23 protein-coding genes are annotated in these 25096 nt (G+C 40.2%); 3 read left to right on the top strand and 20 right to left on the bottom strand.

The features are described from left to right. Window positions 1-104 precede the first annotated feature (104 nt). The gene (locus PQ578_RS19580; RefSeq protein WP_273836224.1) at window positions 105-1466 is read left to right on the top strand and encodes a GGDEF domain-containing protein; all 1362 of its coding nucleotides are present in this window, start codon (window positions 105-107) and stop codon (window positions 1464-1466) included. 7 nt (window positions 1467-1473) lie between these two features. On the opposite strand, the gene PQ578_RS19575 is transcribed toward PQ578_RS19580, so the two are convergent. From PQ578_RS19575 to PQ578_RS19560, 4 genes are all read right to left on the bottom strand, one after another. Then, complete coding sequence (locus PQ578_RS19575; protein WP_273836223.1) at window positions 1474-2373, bottom strand: Gfo/Idh/MocA family protein; 900 nt, start codon at window positions 2371-2373, stop codon at window positions 1474-1476. A gap of 22 nt (window positions 2374-2395) precedes the next feature. Continuing rightward, window positions 2396-3145, bottom strand: coding sequence for a carbohydrate ABC transporter permease (locus tag PQ578_RS19570; RefSeq protein ID WP_273836325.1), 750 nt, complete (start codon window positions 3143-3145; stop codon window positions 2396-2398). An 88-nt stretch (window positions 3146-3233) separates the two neighbouring features. Beyond that, window positions 3234-4154 carry a carbohydrate ABC transporter permease gene (locus PQ578_RS19565; RefSeq protein ID WP_273836221.1) on the bottom strand — a complete coding sequence of 307 codons (921 nt, stop codon included), beginning with the start codon at window positions 4152-4154 and terminating at the stop codon, window positions 3234-3236. Between the two features lie 104 nt (window positions 4155-4258). Further along, window positions 4259-5506: a sugar ABC transporter substrate-binding protein gene (locus tag PQ578_RS19560; protein ID WP_273836220.1), complete on the bottom strand. Its 1248-nt coding sequence runs from the start codon at window positions 5504-5506 to the stop codon at window positions 4259-4261. Between the two features lie 339 nt (window positions 5507-5845). On the opposite strand from PQ578_RS19560, the gene PQ578_RS19555 reads away from it, so the two are divergent. Further along, window positions 5846-6463, top strand: a complete 618-nt coding sequence (locus PQ578_RS19555) for a YesL family protein (protein WP_273836219.1) — start codon at window positions 5846-5848, stop codon at window positions 6461-6463. Between the two features lie 89 nt (window positions 6464-6552). Here the strand turns inward: PQ578_RS19555 and PQ578_RS19550 are convergent, their stop codons facing one another. Together PQ578_RS19550 and PQ578_RS19545 are read right to left on the bottom strand one after the other, a co-directional pair. Next, window positions 6553-7557, bottom strand: a complete 1005-nt coding sequence (locus PQ578_RS19550; RefSeq protein ID WP_273836218.1) for a serine hydrolase domain-containing protein — start codon at window positions 7555-7557, stop codon at window positions 6553-6555. Window positions 7558-7800: 243 nt separating this feature from the next. Then, complete coding sequence (locus PQ578_RS19545; protein WP_273836216.1) at window positions 7801-8217, bottom strand: hypothetical protein; 417 nt, start codon at window positions 8215-8217, stop codon at window positions 7801-7803. Window positions 8218-8356: 139 nt separating this feature from the next. Here PQ578_RS19545 and PQ578_RS19540 point away from each other — a divergent pair, with 139 nt between their 5' ends. Next, window positions 8357-9331 (top strand): protein rep, encoded by a 975-nt coding sequence (locus PQ578_RS19540; protein ID WP_273836215.1) that lies wholly within the window; start codon window positions 8357-8359, stop codon window positions 9329-9331. A gap of 245 nt (window positions 9332-9576) precedes the next feature. Here PQ578_RS19540 and PQ578_RS19535 read toward each other — a convergent pair whose 3' ends face one another. The 14 genes from PQ578_RS19535 to PQ578_RS19470 form a co-directional block, all read right to left on the bottom strand. Then, a complete protein-coding gene (locus PQ578_RS19535; RefSeq protein ID WP_273836213.1) occupies window positions 9577-10158 on the bottom strand; it encodes a hypothetical protein in 582 nt (193 codons plus the stop codon). A gap of 144 nt (window positions 10159-10302) precedes the next feature. Next, the gene (locus PQ578_RS19530) at window positions 10303-10620 is read right to left on the bottom strand and encodes a hypothetical protein (protein WP_273836212.1); all 318 of its coding nucleotides are present in this window, start codon (window positions 10618-10620) and stop codon (window positions 10303-10305) included. Window positions 10621-11123: 503 nt separating this feature from the next. Beyond that, window positions 11124-11651 (bottom strand): hypothetical protein, encoded by a 528-nt coding sequence (locus PQ578_RS19525; RefSeq protein WP_273836210.1) that lies wholly within the window; start codon window positions 11649-11651, stop codon window positions 11124-11126. Window positions 11652-11665: 14 nt separating this feature from the next. Next, complete coding sequence (locus tag PQ578_RS19520) at window positions 11666-12703, bottom strand: bifunctional lytic transglycosylase/C40 family peptidase (RefSeq protein WP_273836208.1); 1038 nt, start codon at window positions 12701-12703, stop codon at window positions 11666-11668. A 55-nt stretch (window positions 12704-12758) separates the two neighbouring features. After that, complete coding sequence (locus PQ578_RS19515) at window positions 12759-14897, bottom strand: CD3337/EF1877 family mobilome membrane protein (RefSeq protein WP_273836206.1); 2139 nt, start codon at window positions 14895-14897, stop codon at window positions 12759-12761. 10 nt (window positions 14898-14907) lie between these two features. Next, the gene (locus PQ578_RS19510) at window positions 14908-15339 is read right to left on the bottom strand and encodes a hypothetical protein (RefSeq protein WP_273836203.1); all 432 of its coding nucleotides are present in this window, start codon (window positions 15337-15339) and stop codon (window positions 14908-14910) included. Further along, on the bottom strand, window positions 15339-17789 hold the full coding sequence (locus PQ578_RS19505) for an ATP-binding protein (protein ID WP_273836324.1): 2451 nt from the start codon (window positions 17787-17789) through the stop codon (window positions 15339-15341). Before PQ578_RS19505 ends, PQ578_RS19510 begins: the two co-directional genes overlap by 1 nt. Before the next feature lie 14 nt (window positions 17790-17803). Beyond that, window positions 17804-18193 (bottom strand): TcpE family conjugal transfer membrane protein, encoded by a 390-nt coding sequence (locus PQ578_RS19500; RefSeq protein WP_273836201.1) that lies wholly within the window; start codon window positions 18191-18193, stop codon window positions 17804-17806. Beyond that, a complete protein-coding gene (locus PQ578_RS19495; protein ID WP_224592262.1) occupies window positions 18190-18420 on the bottom strand; it encodes a TcpD family membrane protein in 231 nt (76 codons plus the stop codon). Before PQ578_RS19495 ends, PQ578_RS19500 begins: the two co-directional genes overlap by 4 nt. Window positions 18421-18424: 4 nt before the next feature. Beyond that, window positions 18425-19501 (bottom strand): conjugal transfer protein, encoded by a 1077-nt coding sequence (locus PQ578_RS19490; RefSeq protein ID WP_273836198.1) that lies wholly within the window; start codon window positions 19499-19501, stop codon window positions 18425-18427. Further along, the gene (locus PQ578_RS19485; protein WP_273836196.1) at window positions 19498-21459 is read right to left on the bottom strand and encodes a type IV secretion system DNA-binding domain-containing protein; all 1962 of its coding nucleotides are present in this window, start codon (window positions 21457-21459) and stop codon (window positions 19498-19500) included. Before PQ578_RS19485 ends, PQ578_RS19490 begins: the two co-directional genes overlap by 4 nt. Further along, window positions 21434-22216, bottom strand: coding sequence for a hypothetical protein (locus tag PQ578_RS19480; RefSeq protein ID WP_273836194.1), 783 nt, complete (start codon window positions 22214-22216; stop codon window positions 21434-21436). The genes PQ578_RS19485 and PQ578_RS19480 overlap by 26 nt, the downstream gene beginning before the upstream one ends. 16 nt (window positions 22217-22232) lie before the next feature. After that, window positions 22233-22427, bottom strand: a complete 195-nt coding sequence (locus PQ578_RS19475; RefSeq protein ID WP_273836192.1) for a hypothetical protein — start codon at window positions 22425-22427, stop codon at window positions 22233-22235. Window positions 22428-23156: 729 nt separating this feature from the next. Next, entirely contained in the window at window positions 23157-24716 is a 1560-nt protein-coding gene (locus tag PQ578_RS19470; RefSeq protein WP_273836189.1) for a primase C-terminal domain-containing protein, read from the bottom strand. Window positions 24717-25096 lie beyond the last annotated feature (380 nt).

Raw genomic sequence — 25096 nt, 5'->3', positions numbered from 1 at the left:
TATCAATTAAATATTTTTGACAATTTAGAATAGTGAGTATATTATGGACGCAGATAACATTTAGAGACAAGTCTTAAATACGTCTTTTAACGGGAGATGATGAAATGAATATTCCTAACGTTGATAAAGGAGCCTCGGATATCATCATCGGGGTCATTGGTCCTGATGCTTTAATCAGTAAAATTAAGGAGACGCTAAAATCTTTTCCTAATTTCAAACCGGTATATCGTACCGTTACGCCTTCGACCAAAGTGACCGATATTGCAAAGGAATTGATGGATGATGTAGACGTTTTGATGTTCACAGAATCTCAACTCTATTATTTGGCTAAGCAGATGTTGGATTTTTCGATTCCTGTCCATTATATTCCGTTGATGGGAACTGGTCTTTACCGAGCATTATTTTTAATCAAAAATAACTTTGAGTGTAAACAATTATCCATAGATACCATTGATGAAAAATATGTCCAGCAAATCCTGTTCGAACTAAACGAACAATCGTATGAATACGACATATTCCAGTCTGATAACAGTCCTGCCATGATTAGTGACATCATCGATTTTCATGTCCAAAATCATAAGAAAAATCAATCGATCGTATTAACAGGTATTCAAGATGTTTCTAATAAATTGACTGAGATGAACATTCCTCATGAATGGGTGACACCGACGCACCAAGATATGATCGTTTCTTTAGAACGCGCTTTGCTCGCTACCCGAACTCGTCAAAACAAAGAATCCCAAATCGTCTTCGGTCTTATTGACCTCGATCATTTTCAACAAGTTACCGAGAAATACCCTTCCGAGCATGATGTACAGCTGTTAAAGCTACAAATCCAACAGATGCTGTTGGACTATATAAAACAATTAGATGGCCACTTGATTAACCTTGGAGGTGAAGAATATTCCTTTATCACAACTCGTGGAATATTCGAGCGTGAAACAAGGGGTTATAAATTCATACCTTTGCTGCAGGATACCAAAATCAAAATGGGAATCACCTTAAGTATCGGCGTTGGGTTCGGCAGTACTGCAGCAGAAGCTGGAAATCACGCTCGCCTTGCACTTCGCCAGTCCAAAGGCCTTGGAGGCAACGTATGTTATATCGTGCGTGAGGATAGAAGTGTCTTGGGCCCCGTCGACATAGCGATACATAAACAATATGAGCGCTATGATTTATCCGTAACCGATGCTCAACTTTTAGATAAGGCAGAAAAAGCTGGTATGTCAGCAGCCTACATGACTAAGCTTATGGCTCGGGTTTCCCGTCATAAAAAATATGATTATACAGCACAGGAACTGGCTTCTACACTTAAAATCACCGTCCGGAGTGCTCACAGGATACTGTTAAAATGGATGGATGCTGAACTTGTCGATATTGTGGGAGAAGAAAAAGTGACACATAAAGGAAGACCTCGTCGGATCTATCGTCTCTCATTCATCTTAGAAGAAGAAAAAGTGAAATAATACTACCCTATTCAGCAGCGTCCACCACTGTTGGTTTGCTTTGATTAGATAACTCAATAAAGCGAATAATTTCTAAAGTCTCCTCAATCGATACGTGTGGTTTACCATTCAGAAAAAATGCAATAACGCGCTCAAGCAGACTCGCGTAATAAGTCTTTTTATTATTGGAGGCGTTTATATGAACGCTTCCCTTCTCAAAATGAATAACAGCCCCAAACTCATAATTGCCACTAAGGTTGCCTCTCACTGTGCCTATCCGTCCATCTTTCCACTTACCTGTCAGTAAATGATGACGGTCTGTAGCTAGGACCTCAACAGCATGAGCCCCCGTACCCAAAATGGAATAAAGCATTTCCACAGCATGTATTCCGTACCAAAAATATCCTGGTTGTTCCCTTATGAACTCTAAGGGACCGTAACAATCAGCACCAATAATTTCCCCTTTATCCTGAAGTACCAACGCTTCTTGCAAATTATCCGCAAATCGTAATGCTGACGAACTCATTATTGGAACTTGATCAGAACCGGCTAAGTCTTTCATGTGTAAGGCTTCGATTGAATTTAAGGAAAAAGGTTTATCAATAAACACCGGCTTTCGAAATGGTATGATTTTTCGTAACTGTTCTAAATGCAGGCTTCCATCCATTGATAAGAGCATAATGGCATCAGATTCTTCAGCCACTGCTTCAATAGAGTTAACTATTTTAACTCCATACTCCTGTACCTCCTCTTTATACTTATCTACCCTCTCCTTACTTAATAGAGAATGTGAAGAACCGCCAGGAAACGCGACCTCCACTTTCCCTCCCTTAACGTGGTGCTTTTCGTGGGGATTATTCAACAGCTTAGTAAAAGCAATGGCATGAGAGGTATCAAGCCCTATCATGCCAATAGATAAATTTGTCATATCCCCCATCCTTCCTAACATGCTATTTTAAGCCGGACATTTGAATTCCTTCTGTGAAATAGCGCTGGAAAAACAGGAATATTAAAAATGTCGGAATAAAAGAGATTGTCGATCCAGCCATTTCAATTCCAAAGTTCCCTTCTTTACCAAGTAAAGAAGCAAGACCTACCGTGACAGGGAACATTTCTTCCTTCGTCATGTAAATAAGAGGTTGGAATAAATCATTCCAATTGGAAATGAAGGAAAATGTTCCAACAGTAGCTACAACCGGGATAGATAACGGTAAAATGACTCTAAAAAAGACTTGGATATCACTTGCTCCATCCATACGTGCTGCTTCTTCTAAATCATCCGGGATGTTCTGTAAAAATTGTCTTACCAAGAAAACACCCATAATCCCCCATAGCTCCGGAACGATCAAGGACCAATACGTGTTGATCCATCCAAAGTCAGCAAACATAATATATTTTGGGATGATCAAGAGTTGCTGTGGTATCATGATGACCGCCATGAATATCCAAAAAATAACTTCACGTCCTGGAAACTGCTTTTTCGCAAAAATATATCCCAATACGGCGCAAAACAACATCTGGCTTCCAACTGGCACAATTGTGATAACAATTGAGTTAAAGATCCACCTTAAAAATATGCCATCTGTGAAAATATGAACATAGTTTTTAAGTACCGGCTCAGTTGGTATCCAGAATAACGGATCCACCTGAGCATATTGAACATCTTTGAATGATCCCAAAGCCATGACGATAAATGGCATCAAGAAAACAAAAGTTAACAACAACAAGGCTACATACTTGATAGTCGTTTTAAGCACTAACACCCCTCCTTTTCAAACACCATACTCTTTAATAGATTGCTGAATCTTTACCCAAGTATTTTCTTTGTATCAGGGAGATCGTTAAGATAATAAAAAACAAGACATAGGAAAGAACTGCAGCATAGCTCAGATTTAAACTAGTAAACCCTTGCTCATATAAGTAATAAACAATAGTGGTAGTGGAATAATTTGGCCCTCCGCCTGTAAGTAAAAACGTCGAGTCAAAAATTTGAAAGGAACCGATCGTCGTAATAATGGCTACATAAAAATGGATCGGTTTTAATAATGGAAATGTGATCAGCCAAAAAATTTTCATTTTTGAAGCACCATCAATGCGGGCAGCTTCATATAATTGCTTTGGAATGGATTGTAGACCAGCAAAGTAATAAATCATCGTACTGCCACTGACTTTAAAAATACTTAATCCTGCAAGAACCATGAGCGCCTGGCCAGAATCAGCTAAAAAGAGCTGTGTATCGATTCCAAACAGTCCTAAGACATAGTTGACCATACCTGCTTCTGTCCCATTAAATAACCATCCCCATAGGCCAGCGATAATGACAAAGGAAGTAACAACAGGTAAAAAGAAAATCCCTTTGAAAACCTTCGAGAATTTCACACCACTATTTATAATCAAAGCTAATATCAAGCCCATTGCCATAGTGGGGATAATGTAGTAGATAGAGAACAACACCGTATTCCAAATAGCTTTCCAAGCAAGCTTATCGCTTAAAAATGCTGACCAGTGCTTTAAACCGACAAATTCGGGAGTACCGATAACTTTCCAGTCCAAAAATGTTAGAACAAAACTGAAACCGAAAGGAAAAATTTGAAATATCAGAAAGTGAATTAACGCCGGGATCAAGAAAATGTAAACTATAGCATTCTGGTTCCACTCCCTCATCAGACGCTCTTTGAAGGATAAGCTACTCTTTTTTGATATTCTCATCGTTAATTTTTCTTCCAGTGTAATCACCCTATTTCATATGTAAGTTAGAACAAAGGGAATGGTCATCCGATAGACAACCACCCTCTCTGTTCTTTTAATACAAATTAATTATTAAGCTTGGCCTTAATCGCTTCTGCAGCAGCATCAGCAGCTTCCTGAGGCGTTTTCTTCCCTTCCATCATCGTCTGGACTTCTGCCTGGATTAAAGGCATGATATCACGACCAACCGGATGGATAACGCCAGGTAATGCATACTGTGTATACTCTGAAAGCTGACTTAAATACTCTTGATCATCAAAAATATCTTTTGCAGACTCTCTAGTCGGAATATATTGGGTAACTTCATTGAACTTACGTTGATTCTCTGTATTAGTAATCGTTTTAACAAATTCAGCTGCTGCTGCTTTGTTGTCACTATTAGAAGGGACAACAAACATTCCAGTTGTACCATAAGTTACTTTTTCTTCATTTTTAAGTGGCTCACCGATAGCAAAATCAACAACATCTTTACTCAACAAGTTCGTTAAAGTGATTCCAGAACCAAGAGTGGCCATAATTTCTCCATTATCCCAAAGAGCATTATGTTCCATAGCTGTAATGGAATCTTTAGGAATTTCACCTTCTTCATACATATCGTTAATAAATTCAAATGCCTCTACTGATTCTGGAGAGTTAATCAATACTTCGTCATCTTTAGTAATGATGTCTCCACCAGCCTGCCAAATCCATGGATAGATTGTTCCATTCATCGAACCGCCACCAGGATAAGTCATGGCATAATAACCTTTCTCTTTTGCTTTGTTGGACCATTCTTCAAATTCTTCCCATGTTGTAGGCAAATTCTCTGGATCTTCTCCAATCGCTTCCACAATTTCTTTATTGTAATAAAGGGTATATGCTTCTTGTAAAATTGGTAGGCCATATGTTTTATCCTGCCAAGTTGTAGAGACAAGAGCCGTATCTACAAAATCGTCCATATCCATGTCTTCTAAATAAGGATCTAATTCGAGTAGCATTCCTTCATCAGCATATTGTGGCATTTGGTCTGGAATCGCATAGAATACGTCCGGTCCGTTATTTGCAGCGAGAGCTGTCAGTATCTTTTGGTCCCGATTAGACCACGGAATCTGTTCAAAATTAACCTCAACGCCAAACTCTTCTTCATAGGAGCTAATGATCTCATCCCACATCTTGCTTTCCTCATCACCTTCACTAGCAAATGGGTGGGCCCACACGGTAATTTCACCTGAGATTTCTCCATCTTCTCCTGCACCAGTTTCTTCATCTGCACTACAACCTACCATGACGAACATCAATAACATCAAGCCAAAGAAGTAACCAAATCTTCTCATTAAAAAACCCCCTCAAAATTTTAAAATCGACCTGAAGCTACCACCTGAATTACTGATGAACAGCTGGTCCCCCATTAAAACGGATAACATTGGAAAGTTTCGAGAATTGCTCATGATAGTTTGCTAGAGATCGTTTTAAAGATGAAATGCTTAGCTGCCCAAATGAAAATTCTAAATTATATAAATTTTCTATAAGTTATTTCTAATGGTATTTCTTTTCCTATCAATAGACAAGTCTCTTAATTGTCTTTAAATAAGATGGGGATAAACTCAATGTCAGAGAGGGTTGCCAAGCGAAAGCTTTCTCAAGTATAGTTTGTTTTCAAGGAGGGGGCTTTCATGAGTGGATGGGAGAAGTTCAGTAAAGCAGTCTATTGGATGCTTAAAGCAGCTTACATAAATTTATTGTGGATCCTTTTTACATTGGTCGGGTTAGGGTTTTTTGGCTTCTTTCCTGCAACAATCGCAATGTTCACGGTAGTACGAGAATGGTTTAAAAACAACGAAACACCAATCTTTCGTACCTTCTGGGAAACATTCCGAAAAGAATTTATTAAAGGAAACGCCTTTGGATTAATCTTTATTTTTATTGGTTCTTTCTTATTTTATGATTTCCAGTTACTTAACGTAAATGAAGGAAATCTAAAGTACTTCTATCCAGTCCTTATCTTGGTTTCAATTGCCTATGTATTTACTTTGTTATTCTTCTTCAGCGTATATGTCCATTTCAAACTTACATTCTTCCAATACTTGAAACAATCGTTCCTAGTAGCTGCTGCCTCTCCTATGGAGACACTACTAATCGTGATTTCTATCATTTTGATTGGTGTAATTATCACATTGATCCCTGGTATCATCCCATTATTCACTGGAAGTATTCTTGCCATTATCACCACTTGGCTAAGTAATCGGGCATTCAAAAACATTGAAAAAAAGCAATTAAAACATAAAACATAATCTTAATATACGAATATACAAAAGGAGCATAGCCTGATAGCAGGCTATGCTCCTTTTAAAAATAAGGTTTTACTCTAAGTAACGATTAACTATTCTTTAAATGTATCAGCAGCAATATTACTAAACTCTTTAAGATAATAGAGGTAATTTTTGTTCCCGTAATTGAATTTCTTATTATACATTTTCGCGATCACGACATTATATTCTGGGATTACAAGTAATGTCGGACCAGTGACTCCAATAATTTGATAAGATCCAGCTGGTACCCTATCACCCATTTCGCTCAGTTCTCTAGGTAGATCATGAACATACCAGAAAAACCCGTGACGAGGGAATTCTTTATTTACTTCGGGAGGCGTATGTATTTCAGTGGCTAGTTCAATCACTTGTTGAGGAACAATTTGTTTTTCATTAAACTTTCCTTTATTTAAAAAGAGATTTCCCCAGCTTGCAAGCTCTTGGGTGGATACAAAGAGGTTAGATTCTATGCCGTCTTCCGTACTCCCGGTTGCGTCTTCTCCATTTTCCTCTGGATTAATGATGACTCGCACCAGTTCATCACTATGTTCTGTTTCCCACCAAGTCTGATGAAAACCCATTGGAAGGAATACTTTTTCACGTAACAGTTCGGTAAATGGCATACCATATAAATTATTGATTAACTGCGCCATAAGCTTAATATTTATTCCTTTGTAGGCCCAGCTTTCACCTGGTTGGAACTCTCTAATCAGCTCACCATTTGCCTTTTCCTCTAATCCATGAGTATGAGTGACCAAATGTCTTATTGTAGTCTCGCCAATTATTTCAGGATTTAGATCATCAAAGTAATGACTAATATAATCATCAATACCACTTATTTCCCCATCATGTATAGCGTAAGCGACACACAAGCCTAAATAACTTTTTCTAACGGATGCTACGTTAAATCTAGAAGCTTCAGTGATAGGGCGTGCATTATGATTGGAGTGCTTTCCACTATAATGCTCTAGAACCACCTTATCATCTTTCAATATTAACAAAGAAGCTGCCGAGCTTTGATTTAACTCTTTAATGTTTTCAACCCAAGAGACTAATTTCTCATACCTTCTTTCCACTTTAGACCCCCCCAAATATACCAATAATTTCAAATAATTAGGTTTAATTTAATATAAAAAAGCAGTTCGTTCAAATGTCCAAAATGATTTTTTGCACGCTAGACGATACTTCTGGAGTATTATTATTAACCCGTGAGGAATTTATAGAAGATGGACAGAAAGAGGGAATAAGAGGAAAAAACATCGGATCGTCATGAAGGATCTTCTTTTATTAATCAGAAAATCTATTTTATTGATTTCATCCTACTCTTCAAGTTTTTTGACGATAAACTCGTTCTCAACATACCCTCTTTGGCCTGTATCAACAACCTCAATCAAAGATTTTCCAAATTTATGATCCACCACTGTAATTCGACTTCCTTGATCTCCGATAAAAAGAAAACCATTAACGATCATTCTACGCAAGGCATCATCATTACTTGCATTCGAATATTTCAACATTTCTTCAAAACTATTTTCATCTATGGCAATAAGTGAAGAATCTGTTAAATAACCGTCTGAACCTTCCATTACGGTTCTATTCTCTCTTTCCTCCCTATGTTCTTCATCTTCTTGAGCCTCAATAAAATCACATGCTTTTAAAGCGCCTCCTAAAAGCAAAGCACAACATACAAATGTGAAAATATAAGTCAATATTTTGTTGAAGCAACCTTTTATCATGATATCCCCCTTTATCATAATAAATATCGACATTCAAAAGGTGATTATTTATAACTAAATATGATTCTACTTAATAACCAATTGCTGGAATCCGATAAAAGAAAAGTAAAATATGTCGACTTAAAGGGAGAAGAAGATTTTGCAACAATCGGACTTAAGATACAGAAACCCTATAGATGAACGGTGGAACAAAAGAAAAAGCCAATCAAGTTTATTAGCACAATCATTTCAAAGGTTAGGTAACTTTAAAAAAGCAGAACGAGTTAGCTATTGCGGCTCTTTTTTACAATTTAATCAATGTCCTAATGGGCACTATAAAAAGTTGAATTGGGCAAATTTTTGTCGCGATAGATTATGCCCAATGTGTGCTTGGAGACGCTCATTACGGTACTCGGCATATATTCACAAAATTGCTCACGAAGTAAATATAAGACAACCAGTTAGATGGCTGTTTTTAACATTAACCGTACAAAACGTAGAAGAAAAGGATCTTTCCACTACTTTAGATCATTTATTTCGATCCTGGCAGCGCTTTTCCCAAAGAAAAGCATTTCGTCAGGTAGTTAAAGGTTGGTTCAGAGGATTGGAAGTTTCAAGAAATAAAGACAATGGTACATATCACCCCCATTTTCATACTTTGCTAGCTGTTGATTCGACATATTTTAGTGAAGGAAAATACCTTACAAATAGTGCATGGAGTGCACTTTGGAAACAATCACTTCGTGTGGAATATACCCCTGTCGTAGACGTACGAATAATTAAGCCTAATAAAAGGAATAGAAAAAAAGTAAATGAGCTAATCGAGAGTGAAGAAGCGATGATTTCCGCCATTGTTGAAACAGCTAAATACCCAACTAAACCAGGAACCTATTTATTTCCATGGGATATGGATACTACTGACAAAGTAGTTTTAGCATTAGACAGAGCCTTGAAGAATAGGAGATTACTTGCATTTGGAGGTTTATTAAAAGAAGTTTGGAAAGAAGTAAAAGGAGAAGAAAACACTGATGTGATAGATGAGACAAAGGAATGTAATTGCCCTACTTGCGGAAGCGACTTACTAGAACAATTGTATCGGTGGAATTTCGGTTTAAATAGTTATATCCATCTTTAATTTATTATATAGAAATATCTCTGATTAATAGATTTAACACAAATATAGAGTAACGACAGTTAATTTCTTTGAATTAGTGCACTCACAAATATAAGTTATTCCGTTGATGATTCGCTTTTGAGTGTTATTAATTGTGTAAGAAATCTCACTGTTAAGCACATCAGATTCTATGAAAGAACGTATTGTTTCAAAAGGTGCTTCTGTCACTCTCTCTTTAAATCTTTCAATTGCATGACTAGTTATAATCATTGAATACCCCTCGCTTCTTTAAAGGTATTCAGATCCAATTGGAAATCTCTTTTTTGAATGTATATATTTACTCCTTTGCTGGTTGCCCATTCGGAGAAACAATTGAAAAAGTCCAGTGCATTCCTGTTATTAGGTTGATTCAATGTATCTGGATCCAGGAGGATAACGTTTTTAAATCTAAAACGATTAAGAGAGGTGACCATCATGTTTTTTAGAAGCCATGACGCGTGTTGCAAAATATCTTCAAAATCATAATTGGAATCAAGAAGGTCTTCATAGTGTTTCAAAACCTCTTTTCCATTAGGGAATTCTTCTGCAGATATAGTCTTGGTTTTATGGAGACGGATTAGGTCACAGTAGAAAATAATCGATTCCCGTGATGGTTGTTGACCAAAAACATTTTTCAAGGCAACTTCTATAAATTGATGCATCTGTAGTCCCTTGAAATCACCCCATCCATACTGGTTGTATATAACCTTTCCTGCCAGTTGATGTAAGGTAAAAAAATCTTTCGGCCTACCTGTTTTCGGATAATATCGACCTATATAACCAGTTAACCCATTAAGTTCAGAACTCATTTAAATCACTACTCCTTATTATTTCATCGAATTTCAAAAAGCGTTTCTCATGTCTATAGATGAGAAACGCTTTACTATTTCACTAACCTTCCAAAAGAATCCTACGGATGTAGGTTGACTCTTTTTTATGTCGTAATTGACAACTTAAGAATCCCAATCAAAGTGACATTCAGTACATCTGTCGTTAACTACTGTTCCACCACAAATATCGCAAGTGTAAGTATTAATTGAATTTGGATATGAAGGTTCAAAATTCCCATAAATTCCTTTGAAAGGGCTTTGGGACGGAATTTTACTTATAGACAAGATTAAATACCCCTCAATCATGTCCCCTGAATTAATGGTTTGGTCGACAAGATTCCAAGCCTTATTTCCAGGTGTAATGGCTAAATTCCATCTATAAGCTTTTCCACCCCAATCTCTACTAATCGCTACATAATTTCTAAATGCTTCAATTTTCACTTTTTCTCTCCCCCTAACTCAAAACCTTTATCGGCCCGCTAGGGCTAGGCTTCACTTGATACGTTAGGTTCACCTCTGAAATTAGGGAGATACTTTACTGTTAAAGAAGGTCAAATATTAAAAATCCTACTTTCTCAGCATTTAAAATGAGAAAGTAGGATTTTTGTTGCTCTATTAAACTCTTTTATAAGTGGGAAGGGCAGTAAATTTTAACTATAGGAAGGAATAGTCGATAATTGCATCAATCTTCGGATTTGCTCTTCATTTTGACTTTTAAGAACCATCTGTGATGCCCTTAGAATAAATTGTTTTCGCTATTTTCTAAACTAATTTCACCTGTTAAGGCGCAAGCTTTCATAGGTTTATATTTCTGTAGAATAATAGATTTTCCTCCACAAAAATCTCGAGGCCCTGATTGACTTCTACTTCTAATAACCGTTGAAGTTCAACTGGAATGACGAGCCTTCTTAAATCTACAATTTTCCTTACGATACCAGTTGGTTTCAATTAACCCCCGTTAGTTGCCCCACAAACTCCACATCGTCTACTTTCCATCCCAGCTCTTTTACATAAACTAAAGAGGTTTTCACAATGACCGTTTCGGTATTGGTTACATCGTTAAAATCCGTGCTTAACTGAAACTCATTCAAAAAAGCTGCTTCTGTTTTAGAGGAATTAAATTCATAAGCTTTAAGCCCTGACATAGTAGAGGTAACGGACTCCACTGACTTCGGAAGTTCCGAACCGGATGGGTGAGTCGCCTGAAATCCCTGATCGGTCATGTAGGTTTCAATATTTTTATATCGGTCACTAGTAGTTTCATAAGTGAAAAAGTGATTTAAAAACTCCTGATTCTCTTCCAGAGCATCCGATTCTTCTACCGATGATAAGGAAGCCATCTCCTTCTCATAGTTTTGTTGATTGGCCCGGACTTCCCGTAATTGAGTCTGCAAACTAAATATATAAAATACAACAAGCATTCCAATAACAAACCCACTCATTAGAAAGACGTACGCTTTTTTAGACTTCATATTTCACACCACCCTTACTGAACACGCCTAAACCCGAGAAAGGGATAAAGATCTTTCCACTGCTCAACTGAAGAATAAGAGGTTCCATTGCCACTGTTCGCATTGATAAATTGATCGTTCCCAACATACATGCCAACGTGAGAAGCACCAGGCTTATAGGTAGAAAAGAAGACTAGATCTCCTGGCCTAATGTTGTCTTCCGAAACAGGTACGGTTTTATCATACTGAGACTGAGCAGTACCATATAGATCCACGCCTATTTGCGCAAATGCGTATTCTAGCAAGCCAGAACAATCAAATCCTCCTGCACCAGGTGTCCTTCCTCCCCACACATAGGGTCTTCCAAGATATTGCTTCATGATGCTGTGAACCTCTTCCACATCAAAGATTTGGGTCCCATCGCCCTGAACCAATACCATTCCGTTTTCAGTATCATAATAGCGAAGCACGTGATCCACATAGTTCACGTCGCCATACGTTTCCCAACCCATTTTGATAGCCATCATGTGGCTAAAGTCCATCGCCACTTCCTTTGAGTAGCCTCCTCTTTCAAGCGCGTAACCAATAAAACCACTCCCAAAATTGTACGACTGTAAGGCTAAATGAATATCTCCTTTTGACTGTTTCATCACTTCTGCAAAGTATTTCACGCCTAACTGAATGGAGTATTCAGGATCCGTAATCGTACCTGGAGGAAGTCCGATGGACTCCGATGACTGCATCACGTCCAAGTGCCTCCCTCCAGACTCTTGTTGAATTAAGGCGAGTATAAGGCCAATATAATCTTCCACCTCATACTCAGCTGCATATTTCGCAACAAGAGGCTCATAGCGTAAAACTTCAGCCGAGACCTGAGCCGTGCCTCCTGCCCCTTCACCAGACATACCCGATTCAAACTGATTCTCTCCTCCCAAACTAATGGAGAGAAACAACCCTATCCCAAAAAGAAAGGTCAGAAGAAGCAGAATCCCCCCAAGAATCCAGGTAAAAGGATGCTTTAGTACAGCAATGGCACCGGCAACTTTCGCTCCTTTCCTGATAACGCCTTCCATAGCTTCTCCTTTCCAATTGTGATATATTGAGCAAGATTATTGGCAGACCGGACTCTTATCTGCGTCTCTTCAAAACATACTCACCTGGCTTCCGACGACGAGATCGCGTTAAATTGCTAGATTTAAAACGGCGCTGGTCAATTTGTTGCTGTGCTTCCCATTTCGTAATTGGTTTAGAAGACTCTTTAGACGCTGCCGTTTCTTTTCTCATGGATGATTTCTCAGACTCAGGCTTTCGCTGATGAGAAACAGGTTGAATGCTTCGAGAACTCCGTTTCACAGGAGAAAGTTCTTGTTTCTCTGTATGTTTATTACCACGCACAGAAGATGAAACGACACGATCGTCTTTAGATAGCTTTCTGTAAGAACTCTTCTTCTCTACTCGATCTTCCTGTGCTTTTTGGGAGGTTTCTCTCCTCCGTTTCTCAGAAACCGGCGCCTTTAAGCTCTCTTGTTTCCCATGTTGATTAGGTTCACGCACGGTATCACCCAATTGATTTTTCCTAGTCACGCTTTGTTTTTTTGTAGGAGAAGATGTGGTTTTCACTGAACCAGTACTCTCATTCTTATTAGCACCTGGCGCCTTTCCCTTTTTATAGTCGCGTAAGTGAACAACGGACCCAGCATTACGTGCAGCTGAACGCGTGCTTTCTTGTCCAGAAGAAGAAACGTTTTTGTGATTGGGTAATTTTTGCTTTTCAGGCCCATTAATCCCTGCCGCGATCCTTTGATCCGAACGCGTTTCGTCTCCTCCGCCAGTAGAAGCTTTCAGATCGGAAATTCGTTCGCCCATCTCAGAATAACGCTTGTGATTTCGAAAACTTTTATACGTTTTCCCTACCATGCGTGTGGCCGTTCGCGTGGTTTTTTGTCTCGCTTCGCCCACCTTATCAATGGATTTCGTCGTCGCTCGCTCAACCACTTGCTGACCCTGAACCATACCGGCAGAAGCAACCTCAAAGATCTCAGAACGGTACTTAAATAATCCCCACATCGTCAAACAAATCAAAAACACTACAAACGCGTATCCCTCCACTCCATTCGTCACTTTGACAGATTCATAGAGAAGCGTTACAAGTCCTGTAATAACGGAAATCAATAGAACCAACCCAGCCTTCATCATTAAAACTCCGACGAGCTTCTTACCGTGATTTAACGCACTTTCACTATAAGCCGGAATCAGTGATAGAACGAGTGGAATCGCTGTAAAAATAACAAGCGCCAAAAACCAAACTTGAAGCAAAAATTTGAAAGCCCCCAGCAGCAACACCGGAATCGCTAGAGCAATGGTCGAAAGAATCGTTATGATAAGATATCCAAACCGTTCGCCACTAAATTTAGGCGACATTTGTTTATTTTCATAATCCGAAACTTCTTTTTGAACAATCTGGCCCCTCTGTTCTTCTCCTTCATCTGTAAATGGTTTAATTTCCAATAAATTATCCACTCGATTGGGATTATCACTTATTACTTCGGATTCCTTTGTGGATCCGTAATTCAGAAGCAAATAAGGACGTTTGATCATCAGGTTAAAAAGCTGATTTTCTAAAACAGCGACGCCTTCGTTCGAGTTATAAGCCTCATTAGCGTCAAATTCCTCGGTGCTCAATAAAACGTTCGCTGAGCTGGCTATACCTTCTAGCTCGCTTCCTCGTTCATTCAGCCACTGAATGTTCCCTGTTGCGTTTGAGAAAAACCAGAAGGTCGCCACTGTAATCATTAAAGCCCCTAGAATAGCCTTGACCGCATGCCCGATCTGTTGATTCACGAAGTAACGCCAGGCTGCAGAAGCGCCGATGAAAATAATAAAAAGTGAAAAGAAAGCACCAGACATTAGCTGGTAGATGCGTTCACTCATAATGCCAGCTTCACCTGCCATACTGCTGATCAGGTCAAACGACATGAGCTCATTGATTGAGTACAAGGTAAAACTCGCGATCGTTTTATTGAATCCCCACATCCCTTGATTGATCGCATGAAGTGCTCCATCATCCATCTCTTTAAACCCATCCCCGATATCAGCTTCCATACGGTAGTGATCAAGAGGATATTCCTTACTCTCAAGCGTCACACGCCCAACCGTTTCCTCCTTCTTCTCAACGATAGGAGAGGAATCTTCCGCGAAGGAAGCAGTGGGCAAAAGAAGAAACAATAATACAAAAGCTACCCCAAATCCTCTTATCAAGAACCTCATTTCATCCCTCCTATTCGCAATGAATACAGGACGTTTGGTCAAATTTTTGCTGAATCTCCTCTCGATTCACGTCTAAACTTTTACTAGTATCAACCTTCCATTCATCATTTTTCTGGCGAAGTACAACATTATCCTCTACGGTATTCTCACCATTAGGATTATCAAAATCAGCAAAAACATAGTAGCTCTCTACTTTTTCATCATGATAAATTTCAAACCTGATATCTTTATATTCTAGATTCGAATTAATTTTTTCGTCTCCCTTATAAGCTTCATAAGATCCCTCTTCATAAATAAATTCTTGCTGTAGTTCATAATCTCTATCAAACTTAGCCTTTTCCCACTCATAGGTTATCTTTGCAATATCTTCTGGATCTTCACTCTCGCCACACCCAATCAATAGAAAACTTAAAACGAAAAGCGAAGCGAATACTTTTTTCATTAGATAAACGCCTCCTCGGATTCAACGGCATCGCGATCGTTGTCTTTCGTGTTAAAGGCCTGAATCCATTCATCAAACAGGACATCCGTTTGGATCTTGGCCGTTCGGCCATACATGTCTTCCATAATGCACTGCCCTTCGGTCAGATTCTTCAGCATATCTCGATTCGCTTTGTTGTCTTCCATCCCAAGAAATTCAATGATATTGCCTGCCTCTTCCGTTGTTTTCGCCTTAAAAGCAAATTTCGTTCCGATATTTTCTTTAATTTGAGGCTTATTGTACTCATACGTCGATTGCGTAATAATGTACACGGCTGAACGAAGGGATCGTCCCGTCCGAACCAGTTCATTGATGAGCCGATCACCAGCTCCTGTATTCATCAACATCCACGCTTCTTCAAAGATCGTCATCTTCACAACCGAATCATCGCGTGCAAACTTCGTCGCAAATTTGGCCAGAGGCTGCATCAGCGCAACGGCCACATGTTCATCACGCGTGACGGCTTTCTCTCCTTCTTCTGGTAGATTGAGATTTTGGATCTGTAGAATATTCACCTGTTCATCTAGGCTGATTCCTTCGACGTCACCTTCTGAAAACATGAGCTTCGCTATCCCATTTCGCCCAATTTCATAAAGCAGGTCACCGACGTTTCGCACGTCCTGATCCTCTGATTCTTGTAAATAGCGAACAACATTTAATAGGCCGGGTTTTCGATTCTGTTGCACCACGTGGCGAACCCCTTTGTATATCGCTGTTTTAATGTTTCGCTCACTTGATTGAAGCTCAGATAAGTATTCGAGAACACCGACAGCTGCATCCGTCGCCTCCTCTCCCTCAAGAAAAGTCAGAGGATCCAGCTTGCCGGCGTCGCTGATATCACTGGAGAGCGTAATATAATTAAAGCTCTCAATCATATCGCTAAAATAAGGAACCTGACGCGCCATTTCTGGGGTAAGCGCCTGTTTAAACTTTTTCTCAACTTCATCTTTCGGATCCGTCATCAGGATTTTCGCCCCGAAAAAGACTGCGTTCATCAAGATATCCTTCAGAAGATACGACTTTCCCATCCCGGTTGGTCCTGAAATGGTCACATGAGGGGATGAGTACTTGGATCCTGGTAAACCCTGATGGGCTAAAAAAGGATGATAGAAAACAAGAGACTGCGAATTTTCAAGGCTCTCTCCTTCATGAGAAATGTTTTTCCCTAAGTAGAAACCAACGGTGTTGCCAATTTTTCGGGTAAGAGAAAAGAGAGACTCGGCAAATGACTCGGCTGTTAGCACCTGTTCCCAGTCATGCGCAACAATCTTAGAGGCTGGTAGCGATTGGTGGAATAATAGAAGTTGGTCGGCAAGTGGTTGTACGAGTTCGATGTGATGGTCGTTAAAATCCATTTTCAGCCTTCTGGCTCGCTTTCGAACGTCTTCACGTGTTGAACCATACACGACGAAGTGAATGTGCGTACGTAACAGAGGTTTTCCCTGATTTTTGATTTGATTTTCTAAGTCGTGTAGAAGCTCGCGCCCAGTATTGATCAAACTATCGTCATCTTCATTGGCTTCAATCAGCTGAGCATCCTGATCACGAAACCGTTTTTTAATCTTATTTGTTTGGTTCTCATCCTGTTTTTTCTGCTTATAGATAGTGCGCATATGCACTTCCACAGGAAACGAATAGGATTGAAAGAAATAAGCCCAGTCGGTGTAGGACAGTTCAATTGGAAATTCAGATACGGGAAGAAACGCACACCAGGACTCTTCGTCGAGCTGCTTGATATGAAGGTAACCGGCCTTCCCCGGATCAAGCATTCCTTCCGTTAAACTGTAAACACTTCCTTCTCCATCCGGTTGCGACTGGCCACGAACAAACTGAGTACGAATAAGGTAGCGAAGTTCCTTTTCTTTCAGGCGATAAGCGTGTAAAAAGTGATTCAGCGTAGTATAAGCATCTTCTTCTGATTCACGAAAGAGACTCGCAGTTAATTCGTCCACGCCTTGGCCTTCAAAACCAGCAAGCTTTTGAAGATACCGATTCATACTTTTAAAAGATGAAGAGAAAGAGGTGATTAATTTCCCGTCAATCTCTCGACGCTTTAACTTCACCCCGATAAAAAATCGGTACTCCACGATATTTTGTGCCTCTTCTCGAAGGATCTCTCTCGCCCGTTCCGCATAGTAGCTCCCAGCTTCAGCATACTGCCCTTGATACTTGCTTTGAAGATGACGCATGCGCTGATCGACGTTCACGGGGACGGGTACGATCTTATAATCCACTTCTTCAAAGACCGTAAGCTGAGTAGCGAGTCGCTTTAAACGATTCACCAAATTGTTTTCGGCTTCCTGTTCATTGATGCCAACGGTGCTCTCCTGTAACCGATAGTAAGACCAGGCTTCCGAATCGTGTGTATAGATTACATTATCTTGATACGATTGAATCGGGAACTGCAACATCACACTTCACCACCTTATTGAAATCGCTCGTAAGACTGAGCCTTTTTCATTTGAGGCTGATACACGGGCTTATGACTGCTGTAAGAATAGCGCTTGGTATAAAGATAGCGAAGGTAACCCGTAAAGAAGCGATCGAGTCGCTTGCCATCCAAGCGACTTCGACAAACAGTACCTGCCACCATCCAGGGTAAAATCGCATAGAAGGCAAGCTGCAAAGCCGTTGGTAAAACCGCGTTTATCTGATCTCGAAAGAGAAAGAGTACCCCAAAGAGTAGGAAGGCAAGTATGATTTGTCGGATTTCAATTCCTTTCGAAAAAACAATCGATTTCTCACCTTTCCCAATTTTCCAAATTTTCAACGGATAGTGAAAGAACTTCCGATAGCTATAGGACTCTCCTCTCAACTTAAACCACCACTTTTAACAGAACTCCAAATCGCATTGGCTAGGCTCTCAAATTCACCGGGATTTGCAACAATCACATAACAAATCACCGCAAAGAGAAAGCTTGAGAAAAACATCCCCCATCGCTGGGAAACAAAAGCACGTACAATCATCACGATCATTAAAATGAACAAAGCAGCTGCCACCTGTGCGGACGCATAATCAGTCAAACCCGTAATATCCGGCATGTCTTTATCCTCCTATCGTGTGTTTGAGTTTTTGAACATAATACTTATCGTTCTCTTTGCTCACCACAAGGGTAAAGGGATGTTTTGTTTGTAAATCAGTCCCTTCTTCCTCTAAAAATACCAGCGTTTTTAACACATATTGCCCGTCTTCCCCGTCGTACACCGTAAAGTCTTCAACTCCCTGATACTGATAAAGGCCTTGAAGCGATTCAGGATCCTCCATGTAATAAGACATCTCTTCCACAGAGTTTGTTGTGTACGACGTAAAAAACTGCGTGGCAAATTGCTTCAGCTCATCCTCCATACTAACGTTTTTCTCTGCCTGATCAGTTTCATTGGCCACTGCCGTTAAGCGTGTTTCACTGGGAAGTGATTGATAGTAAGGTTGCTCAATCACATTAAACGAGTTTCCGTCCGTTCCAAGCCGAACTACGATCATCTGTTGTTTAACCCCTAGAGACTCATCTTCCATCGTGACTTTTTCTTCTTTTATCGTCTTCTCTTCCCCGTCTGAGTCTTTCTTTTTCACTTCTACCTCCTCTTTCTTTTCACTGACGCTAAAGAGCTCATAATCAACCCGATAAACGTAGCTCGCGGCATCTTCCTTTACGTCCTGCACCTCGTATAAGCTCACGTCACGCAACACGCGTTTCCCCTGAAACGAGCTCAGATTTTCTAGTTCGCCTACCTTCAATCCTTCCGCAAGAAAGGTTTGCAGTGATTCTTCTCGCGCCTCTCGCTCTTCCTCTTCACTCGGAACATTCAAATAGGTTTGAAGGAAACGACTCGCATAGTGCTCTCCTTCTGGTGAATTCGAAAATCCTACATCATTAAGCGTGGCGATTTCGGCAGAAGCCTGTTCCTGGTATCCATTCACCTTTTCGTTTAAAAATCCAGTTCGTGCCCAGGATTGAAAAGCGAAGAAAACAACGCCTGCCACTACCACCCAAAACGTTATTGAGAACGCGAGGCGTCCATTAAACCGTGATGACGGAAGACGACGGTCATCTTTCATCACCTTTTTCCTTCCTCTCATAAGATTCCGATGAAGTCCCTCCTTCAGCTTGCTGAACAATCTCATTTAATCCCTCCTAGTCCGAGCGCATTACGAACATAGACACGACGGAAATAAGTATCGCTCTCTGCTTCTTCAACCATTTTACGATTAAGAAAGATTTCTCCTATTTGAAGGTTCTTGATCTCACTTGGATTCGCTTTAAATCGTTCCACATCACGAACGGTTCCCATCTCGGCTTCATAACGAGTATGAGGATACTTCTTTTGAATTTGCTGTGTCACTTCACGATCGGAAAAAGTGCCAAAAACCTGCGCGATACGCTCCGCATCCTTTGACGAGTTCACACGCCCCGTTGCGATCACGTTACAGTTCGAAATAATTTGTTCTGTCATGATCGGATCAACAGCATCAATATCGGAAAGCGTTTGTGTTGAAATGATGCATTCAAAACCGGCAGACCGTGATTTATTAACGATGTCCACGATACGACGGTCCCCATAGGCAGAAAACTCATCATAAACCCCAAAGATCGCCTTTCTCCCCTTCGCCTGGCGATAGGCAACGAGACTGTTCACGTCTAAAATAATCATTTTGCCAATTTTCTTAATATAATCGGCATACCGGCTCCCTGAAATACTGAAAATCACTACGTTATTCTGATCTGTAATCGTTTGAAGATCAATGCCATCTTCTCGTTCCACAAACAAATGGCCGAGATCTGATTCCAGTAGCTCACCTAGCTGCATTTTTAAGCGCGTGAGGCAACCTACGACAATTTCTTCTGGGAATTCTTCGTCTAAAATTCGTTTAATCGTACTCAAACCCTCACGCAACTTCGTGACAGTCCTTGTACGCTTCTCTGTGACGGTTTTCACCACATTTTGATCCTTTGGATCGGAGGATGTGAAAAAATCGCTTAAATCGTCGTCCTGAGAGTTTTGTGTGGCTACTTCTTCCTCTACTTCCACTTCGATCTCTTCTTCAATTTCTTCTTGGGTGCTGTGATCCCTAAAAAATTGATTCATCGCTTTGGAATTCGTCAAGCTGGCGATGGTTGAGATATCTCTCGTTACGCCGGCTTCATCAATCAGTTTCACGATTAGCTGCAGATATCGCGAAGCAATATCCGTATAGTAGGCGCCATCTCCTTCACTCGAAAATTGAAAGAGCGCCATGAGCTTATCTCGCGTTTCTGTCGGCGTCCCGTTTTTAATCGGATTGTACGTGAGAGAATCCATTTCTGAAAAAAGATAAACCCTTTTTCCATACGCCTCACAAAGGGCTATAAATTCAAGCATTGATTTCCGTTCGCCTTTGCCATCCATAAAAATCACGGGCTTATTCTGCTGAAGAGCCGATTCAAGCAAAGACGCAATCAGGGTCGTTTTCCCCGTACCGGTTCCCCCAGTCGCAAGCATATGATAGTTTAGCTCTTTCGACTTCAGTGATACGCGCTCTTTAAAATCCGTATAGCCAATAAACACTTCTTTTGTGGGTTTTCGTCGATACTGTTTTTGTTTCCGATTCAAAAATAGAACCCGACGCTTGCGAAATGCTTTATAGGCTTGCTCAGCCTTTTGCTTTTGCACTTTCCCTGACTTAGTTGTCACACGCTTTTTCCAAAAAAACTTCGCAAAGATAAAGAAACCAAACGAAAATAACAAGGATAGACCGGTTAACGTGATATACGAGTGAGACGTAATCGGAATCGCTTCTCCGTTATTGATAAATCGCTCGAGCACTTCTGAAAAATACGGGACCTTCATTTCTGATAGAAAAGCAAAATAAGTGAGAAGATCCCCTGCTTGAAACTGCCAGAAAAGTAGAAGTCCCCCCGTTAAGAGCGCAAGATAGGACAGCCAATCTCGCTTGAGAGAATAAAAAATCGCAAAAAGGAACATCCCTAACAAAACTGGGAGAAGAAAACTCACAATCAAAACTCCAAGTACCCCGTACATCACAACGTCGCCAATCATTCGGTCCGTTTCCGTTTGCTTAACCTGACCCTCTCTCTTTGCCATCGGATCCACCTGGCAACACCTCTTCCCAGCGATCTTCGAGAATCACATGGGGGATTTTTTTAACAGAGATTTTATTGGCGTTCACTAGTCGATCCTTTGCTTCGTTTACTGCATTATGTATTTTAACGTCATCTGCGAAATAGATTACCTGATCATACGCGTAAGGCTGGTCACTAGCTTTTTTACTTGAAAGCAGCTCCTCAAATAACGAAAACTTTTCGTCATAACGCTTACGCTCTTTTTTATTTAGCTCTAGCTCCACCCACGTCGTCGTCACGTTCCCTTCAGCTGACTTAAAAAAGAATACCGCGTCCGGGATACGATCTCGTTTCGCATTGTACGCTTTTAACTTACTTTGATTATCACCGGTTCCAATCATCGCATAACGAATCTCTCGCTCTGTCCGATACTTAAATTCCAACCCATTTTTTTGAGCTTGAAACTGATAATAGAGAATCAAATCCGTAATCAACAAATCATGCTGCATCGTATAAATGGATGCTTTTGTTGGCACCGTCACACTCACATTAGTGAGTTTCCTTGCCTCCAATGTCCCCAGGTAAACACCAACTTTATGAGCAATCCGTTCATGTCTAACAAACTTCTTATCTTCTAATTTTCGTAACCGACGATAAACACGATGAATATTTGGCTCACAAAACTCCAGCATAATCTGCCTCGCCGTCACCATACCGTTTCTCAGAATAAACGTAAGATACGCTAGATCCTTTTCTTTTAGCGAAGTATACTTCAACATAAACCAATCATCCTTTTCACTCTGATATCGGAACCACTCTCCTTCTTAAAAGTTTACCAAAACAGAAGCCGATACCATAAACCAAAAAGAAAAAAAGAACCATCACCAAAAACCAAACGACCTTAATCACTTGAACACCTAACCAGAACACTACCCCATACAAGAAAGCTAGAAGACTCACATAAGCAGTTAGCCACCTTGGAACCTCCACCAACACCTCCTGTATAGCACACACCTGGAAGCACTAAATCACTTGAACTTGAAATAGAATTCTACATCCACTGAACAAACCTAAAACTCTCTTTCCCCACCTGCACTCACTCACAAATGACTTAAACTACTAATCTCTTGAACTCACACTTACCCTCATGATCAACCCAAACAACAAATCTTATAATCTACCTCCTAGTCTCCCCTCCCTATTACTCATGACCTAATCCATCTTAAACCTAAAATCTAAATCAATCTCTAAAACCTCTCGCCTCAGCCCCCACCAACACTCTGAATGCCTCCGCCTTTATAGAGTAGTAGAAGACCTCGGCTATGTTCACGTAGTATAGGCGAGGTCTTCTACAGGTTACGAATATAAACAGGAGGCATTCAGCCCTTGCAACAAAAGGGGCTGAGGCACTTTAAAACCGCAAATGAAAAGAACATTGATTAACATCTCTTTTGCGCATCTATTTCCGTATTATTTACGTCATATGAACTTGACCACAGTCTACTATAAGCACACTTGTTTGGCAATCAATCATATGGGAATTCGTTCCATTTAACTACACTCAAAGAAAAACACACGACTATCGTACTGCCCTAAAATTTAGTAACAAATAACCAAAGCTAGTAACCTTATTTAATTGTCAAAGAGCATTCCCTTAACAAACTTGCCAGAGTTAACAAAGGGTAATCTAGATATGTATTGGCAGACTGGCTCATTAAGTCAACTTGTCATTTTTACAGGATCACTAGCACCTGATCGGTAAATCAGATCAATCTCGTGGGTTAGTAACTCGGTCTGAATAGATGGTAGATCTTCCTCACTGATTACTTCATGTGAAGATGGTAGCAGCTGGGCAAAGGATAGTTGAGCTAATTGGACACGCTCTCTTCTTGCTAGTAATAAACTTTTAAAGAGCATGGATCGACTCGTGATCTTCGTCACGGCATTTCTTCCACGGCCAACTGTACGCTTGATTAGCTTAGATGAGCGCTTTAGCACTTCTTTCAAAGTTGAAACGGCCATCCCAAAACGTTCGGCAAGAGCTTTGAGCGCTCCCTCAAAAAATGGCTTTTCTGGACATGCTACCTTTTCCACATACTGTAGAATATCTTGTTCTCTCTCATCATAATGAGAACGAACGCGCTCTTCCCTAGGCTTTTTGAACTTGTACCACCCTTCTCTCCCCTGAAAAGATGTCTTTCCATCCGTCCAGAGTTCCAGAAGTCCTTCCACATAGGTACGCTTGGCGCCTTTGTACTTACCAGAATAAGCACTTTTTAAAATGCGCTCGAATTCAGTTTTACCTAAAGGTTGTGCAAGGTTACTATTAAACTGATCAAGCTCATCATACGCCTCTTCAAGTGGTCTTCCACTTGCAAAGTTGGCAATCGCAAGCGTCAATACAGCGTTGTTGCGACTCGAACTATAGTGACCACTTTCAATTTGAGTGGCTTGAATAAGAGCTTGATACCATGCCGCCGAAGTTTGATTTGATGTAGCAGAACCCTTTGAATAAATCACTTGAAAGGAGACTCTCTTCTCTTCTTCTTCAAACTTTTTGGACCAGGTTAAGAGCTTACTAGTATTGGCGGGCTGATCACCAAAGTAAACGACGTTACCTTGTTTCGGAATGCGATAAAATCCAAAAGGTGCACAGTTAACATCTACTGGTACATACTTCTTTAAAGCTTTTAACATATTCTCAGACAGTCGCTCAGCTACCCGTAGCGCCTTAAAATCTTTCTGTTTATGAATATAAAAAGGTGTCTCAAGTACGAAAAATCCTTGAAAGCCTTTAGGCGTTTCTAACAAGACGTTTGGCCATGGTAAGCCGAGCTCTTCACACCCAAGGAAAAGACTGTATAAATCGATATCTTTTGTATCAATATCAAAGCCGATCACGTTAATTTGTTTTAAGTTATCTCGGGTATGTCCCTTTATAACGCGTTTACCAAAATCATAGTATGTACCACCACGATATGTGTTTGGCGTCCAGTGCGTTAATTCCGAGTGCTTCTCATGTAAGCTTTCGTAAGAATTAATGAGAAATCCCTTCCCTTGACTTAGATCAGCCTTAGAACAAGAGACAAATACGGTCCCCTTTTTATACGTTGATTGGTTTTCGCTCTTCTCATACTCTACTCTCTTTTGTAAAGGCGCACTTGACCCCTTTTTCTTATATAGATGCAAGCTGTTATGTGTTATGAATTGCATGATCTCTACGGGCTGGACGTCTCGTCTAACCTCTTGTTCCACCCTGTCTTGATAGGCAATATTCATTTGTTTCTCCCTTCTGGGACAAACAAAAAAGGACCGATTGCAAGCAAAGCTTACACCGATCCTGTTACGCACTATATTCTTGAGAACGTATTTGTACTGAGTGTGCCTCTCCCTCCCCCTGTCTGAAAAGGTACAAATCTAGTAAAAAAACATAGATTAACAGACAAAAGTACGGTTATAACGTTGCACAGTTATACAAATATATGTTATTATTTAGCCATATAAGGCTATATTAATAACAAAGCTCACAAAACTTGGTAGGTGGAGTGAACTTCGTTCTCAAGCTTAGCGTAACTTGGAGAGGTCGGCTGAGCTTGGATACCCAAAAGATCGTGTTGGTAGCACGGTCTTTTTTATTTGGTCTTTTTTTGTTGTCAGAT

Origin of the sequence: Guptibacillus sedimenti (genome assembly GCF_028610665.1) — a bacterium.
Lineage (GTDB): Bacteria > Bacillota > Bacilli > Bacillales > Guptibacillaceae > Guptibacillus > Guptibacillus sedimenti.
This window is presented reverse-complemented; position numbering and strand designations above follow the sequence as displayed.